6 protein-coding genes are annotated in these 4,255 nt (G+C 37.4%); all 6 read left to right on the top strand.

Annotation, left to right across the window (positions count from 1 at the left end; genetic code table 11):
* Window positions 1-86 precede the first annotated feature (86 nt).
* The 6 genes from MRT15_RS10250 (at window position 87) to MRT15_RS10225 (ending at window position 4,067) form a co-directional block, all read left to right on the top strand.
* The gene (locus tag MRT15_RS10250; RefSeq protein ID WP_304330001.1) at window positions 87-758 is read left to right on the top strand and encodes a hypothetical protein; all 672 of its coding nucleotides are present in this window, start codon (window positions 87-89) and stop codon (window positions 756-758) included.
* Window positions 751-1,266 (top strand): hypothetical protein, encoded by a 516-nt coding sequence (locus tag MRT15_RS10245; protein ID WP_304330000.1) that lies wholly within the window; start codon window positions 751-753, stop codon window positions 1,264-1,266. The genes MRT15_RS10250 and MRT15_RS10245 overlap by 8 nt, the downstream gene beginning before the upstream one ends.
* A gap of 2 nt (window positions 1,267-1,268) precedes the next feature.
* The gene (locus MRT15_RS10240; RefSeq protein ID WP_304329999.1) at window positions 1,269-1,754 is read left to right on the top strand and encodes a hypothetical protein; all 486 of its coding nucleotides are present in this window, start codon (window positions 1,269-1,271) and stop codon (window positions 1,752-1,754) included.
* Between the two features lie 572 nt (window positions 1,755-2,326).
* Window positions 2,327-2,557, top strand: a complete 231-nt coding sequence (locus MRT15_RS10235) for a hypothetical protein (RefSeq protein WP_304329998.1) — start codon at window positions 2,327-2,329, stop codon at window positions 2,555-2,557.
* A 10-nt stretch (window positions 2,558-2,567) separates the two neighbouring features.
* Window positions 2,568-2,765: a hypothetical protein gene (locus tag MRT15_RS10230; RefSeq protein ID WP_304329997.1), complete on the top strand. Its 198-nt coding sequence runs from the start codon at window positions 2,568-2,570 to the stop codon at window positions 2,763-2,765.
* 1,164 nt (window positions 2,766-3,929) lie between these two features.
* Complete coding sequence (locus tag MRT15_RS10225) at window positions 3,930-4,067, top strand: hypothetical protein (RefSeq protein WP_304329996.1); 138 nt, start codon at window positions 3,930-3,932, stop codon at window positions 4,065-4,067.
* Window positions 4,068-4,255: the final 188 nt, after the last annotated feature.

Genomic DNA, 4,255 nt, shown 5'->3' with positions numbered 1-4,255 from the left:
CTACGTCTAACAGTATGTAGCTTACAATGAGCTGCAGCCCTTAATCCTTAAATAGCTGAAGCTTTAATTATCAGGTGGTGCAGAAAATGTCTTATTCAAAACTCCTTGAAAAATACGTTGTCAATATTGCAACTTTCTTCCTACTTAATTTACCGGAGGGTCTGCTCCGCAGAATTTTTAGTGAGAAAAACAATTTCAGACCTTCTCCTCCTCCATTACCAAAACCTCCGCCCGCCATGGAGATTATGATAGGCCCTCCACGTGTGCCCATAGCTGAATATTTAACTGCAACAAGGATAGAATATATCCCAGACAGGTTTTTGTTAGATATATCAGGTCCTGTTGAGGAGGTGATTGAGGCTGTTAAGAGGCTACCCTCGTTTTTTAGTGATTTAGGCTATGACCTGGACAAGATGGTGAGGTATGTTGAAATAAACTTCCCACCGCAACCGATCGATGTAAAAGAGGCTGTGAGAAGCTTACGATCTCTAGTAATATTCAAAGGGAGTGAGCATTTATCAAAATTAGTTGGCACTGATGTTGGTGTTTTCTCATTTTCACTAAGCTTCCCGGAAACCCCATTAACATTAAATTGGCTTCATTTAAGGGTAGAACCTGATGTTAATTCACCTAACTCACGAATTTTTGTTAACATTATTAAACGAGCAGAAAAGTTAAGTGAGGGAGCTGGTTTCCTCACTATAATCCCCCGGATCTTAACTGTTATAAAGGAGCTTCTGGAGGGATGTTATGATTAATACTTATACATCAGAATGCGGAACCGTAACAATGACCGACGGGAGACGCTTAATCATTAATATTCCTGAAGATATGTTTACTTCTCCAGGATATTTAAGTAGTATATCTCTTAGGATAAATACTGAAGCTCTTGGAACTATTAACAACATGCTTAATCGCCTTAGCAAACTCGTTAACAAAATCGACTTTGAAACAATAAACAACCTATTATTTCAGCCAACAGTTTTTCTAGATATCCTAACATTTCTAGAAGAAGTGCATGAGTTCATGGGGAGAATTGGACTATATATGTATGAGCATTTTCAGGTTGAGATTTCACGATGGATTGATGATGAAGTGGAGGGCTGGAATTACTTACAAATCAAAGTGATATTGCTTGGAGGCGGGATGAATGAGATATCTAGAAGGGGAATAGATAAATTTATGCTTCTCAAAAGTTTAGTTTCAATAGCAACCCAAATCTTACCACAACAACTACGTCGAGAGGTTGTAGTTTTGGTGGAGTAGGCTTGTCGCATAGGGTGTTTGAGCCCAAAACTTTTTATGACTTAGCGATTCATGTCAAAAATCAGCTATTCCATATAATTCCTCAGGAACTAAAACAGGCGGCGGATAGAACCTGTATTAGCAGAACCTATTATGCTGTCTTCCTTTCATTCAGGGATAAGATATTAGTATTGCCCTTTCAAAATGCAGAACTTAGAAGACGTATTGAACGCACGAACGATGCTCACGCCATCGTAGCGGAAACAATCAGAATAATTGATGCTGACATAGGAGATTTTATCGTGAATTTAAGAAAATTACGGAATGATGCAGATTATAAGACTGATATTGCACCTTCCCCAGATAAAGTAGCCTACGCTTTCAAAATAGCAAATGAAATTTTTAGCAAATCGGCTTTTATAGTTAGCAAGATCAAGGAGTCTGATATCATTTCAGCGTGGAGTAAAATACAAAGAAGAAGACAAAAAGAACGCTTCTATTTAGAATGATGCAGATCCATCGCTAAGTTTCTATAAACTTCATGACTTACCAATAGTTCGAGGAAGCTCATATAAATTATGTCAAAGCTCATGTGGATTGAAGTTTTATGTTAATAATTCTGTTTACGGCTTCAAGTCTTTCCTCTCTATCCCCTTAGCAGTTCTTCCGCAATTAGAGCACTTCTCAGAAAGCAAAATAACTCCTTCAACTACTTTCCTCCAAGAAGCTTACCTATATTTCATTAGCGTATTACCAGATAAAAACTTTTAGAAAATGACGGGCTTCAATAAGCTGAATGAATATAGCGTGATGAAAGATTGTGGAAAACATTAAAGTCTCATGATTTTTGAAATAACATAGAGCTAAGAAATACTGGAGCACTATTCAAGTAAAAGAGGGTTGAAACACTTCACCGAAAAAGAGCTTTAAAAGTAAATAGGGAATAAACTATCCGGATGAAAATCAATAACGCTATTCTCAAGATCCATCTTCTGCGATTTCTGTACGTTCAAATATTCTTTTAAAGATCTGAAGCCGGAAACCTTAAATATTTCTGTATCTTATTTATTTAGGTGCTTTCATGCTAAAGGAATATGAGGACTCCCTTCTAGATTTGTTTGGTAGGTTTTATCGTCAAATTGGAAGCTTTCAAGACCAGGATGGAAATGTCTATCTTGTTTTTGAAAGACGTAGGTTTAAGCTTTTCAGGGAAAGGGTAATTTTGAGAAGGGAGCTTCTGGAGGAAAAGGAGTCTAAGCTTCCAGGCTCCACTCTCTACATTCCAAAACTCAAGAATAAGTTAAAGCTGTAGTGACAGCTTTTTGGAGTTACCTATTCTAATATCGCTACTCAGCTTATGCCTTGGAGTAATAAACCTAATTCTCCTATTCTACTATCAATACCTGAAGAGAGGTAGGCTGAGGATAATACATCATCCAAAGCTTTTAGATGAAGTCCATGTAGCAAGAGGAGCAAAGTTTGAAGGTGGAATCGAAAATCTGGAAGAAGTTTTCCAATAAGGCTTACCCCAACTGAGCTGACATTGATCTACTATAACTTAAATGCTAAAGCAAGACCAAGCACACTTGAAACAGGATTTAGAATAAACTCTTCAGAAAAGACTTATGAAAGAAGGTTTAAGCTAATCTTCGAATAATTTGGAATTATCGGCAATTTCTATTTCAATAAAACTCATTCTTATTGCTAACATCCTCTTTTCATGGTTTATGAGGTCATCAGCAAAACTATTAGAAAGGATTATCAATTAAGCAGGTTAGGTTTAGAGTGCAAGGTTGAGGATTCTTTTTTGCCATGAATCATTACGGCACTCCTATACTCAAAGTTGATTTGTACGAAGGGAAAGTTTAGAATATGGAGGCTATAGCCTAACTGATTCAGCTTACATTAATCATGCTCTAAATCAAATATCTCAGCTCTAGACTTAGATAACAACTTTCGTTACAAGCATAATAATAAGGGATATAGTACTTCTGCTTGCTACACGTAAATCCCAAGCAGGGATATCGGAGGCTAAGCAAGTAATGTATTCAAGGATCATAGTCATCCTGCTGCTGGCCACGATAGCTATGGTGTTCTGGAAAGCTATGTATACGTACATAGCGCTTTTCGGTCCTATAGCAACCTCATTCGGCTGCAGATGGTCCCCATACTGCTAGCAATGACTAGAGCTGCCCGATTCACTAAGGCTGCGCGCGTAGAGAGATAGATGGTAAGCTGGGAAAGTTGAAAAGATTGAGCCTCCTTTAAGAGAAGATATCTTATCTGAGGATTTCATAAAGGAGTTTGAAGCAGGACAATTCTCCATTACAACCCTATCGATAATTTGTCCATTTTACGGTGAAAGAAGTAAAGCATCCTCAGTTACACTTGATGGAGAGCAAACAATCGGAAGATGTATAAATTGTAAAAAGCCAATAAAAGACCTCAATTTTACTTTAAGGTATTATTGCGGCGCTCTTCTGCCAGATAGTAATATAATCATAGGAGGGCTTCTAGGAAAGGATTTAGAAAAGTCTAAGTTTTTCGAGGGTTTCACGATTTTACTTCATCCAATCGTTAGGAAGGAGTGTGACACAACAGGAGGGAAGAAGGACTTGAAAGGCTGGCTAAGTTTGCAGCTATAGGCAGAATTTAGGTTAGAGGAAATACCGGAAGCTGGCAAAATGGAGGAACTAAGTAAATTGGAGAGAGATGAGAAGATTAAAGAAAGCGCTTTCACATTTAACGCCGTCCTAATTACTGGAGATAAGGCAATGAAGGCTTTCGCCCAAGCAAAAGGTCTATTCTGCCTACATGTTTAATTAATGTTTGAAAAACTACCTACAATAATCGAAATGCACTTATCAATTAACCGCTTACACCTAGGGGATAAGTTTCTATACTCCATTAGTTAACCTTTCCAATTCTTATATTATTCTAACGCGCGCGTAAATCTATCCTAATAGTTTAATCAATAAGCTCCTATTTATATTAAGATTGTAGGAATGTT

It is taken from the genome of Candidatus Culexarchaeum yellowstonense (assembly GCF_024707025.1).
Lineage (GTDB): Archaea > Thermoproteota > Methanomethylicia > Culexarchaeales > Culexarchaeaceae > Culexarchaeum.
This window is presented reverse-complemented; position numbering and strand designations above follow the sequence as displayed.

Coding starts and splice junctions, on each gene's coding strand:
- MRT15_RS10245 (WP_304330000.1), top strand. CDS start 751: ATGATTAATACTTATACATCAGAATGCGGAACCGTAACAATGACCGAC.
- MRT15_RS10225 (WP_304329996.1), top strand. CDS start 3,930: ATGGAGGAACTAAGTAAATTGGAGAGAGATGAGAAGATTAAAGAAAGC.
- MRT15_RS10250 (WP_304330001.1), top strand. CDS start 87: ATGTCTTATTCAAAACTCCTTGAAAAATACGTTGTCAATATTGCAACT.
- MRT15_RS10235 (WP_304329998.1), top strand. CDS start 2,327: ATGCTAAAGGAATATGAGGACTCCCTTCTAGATTTGTTTGGTAGGTTT.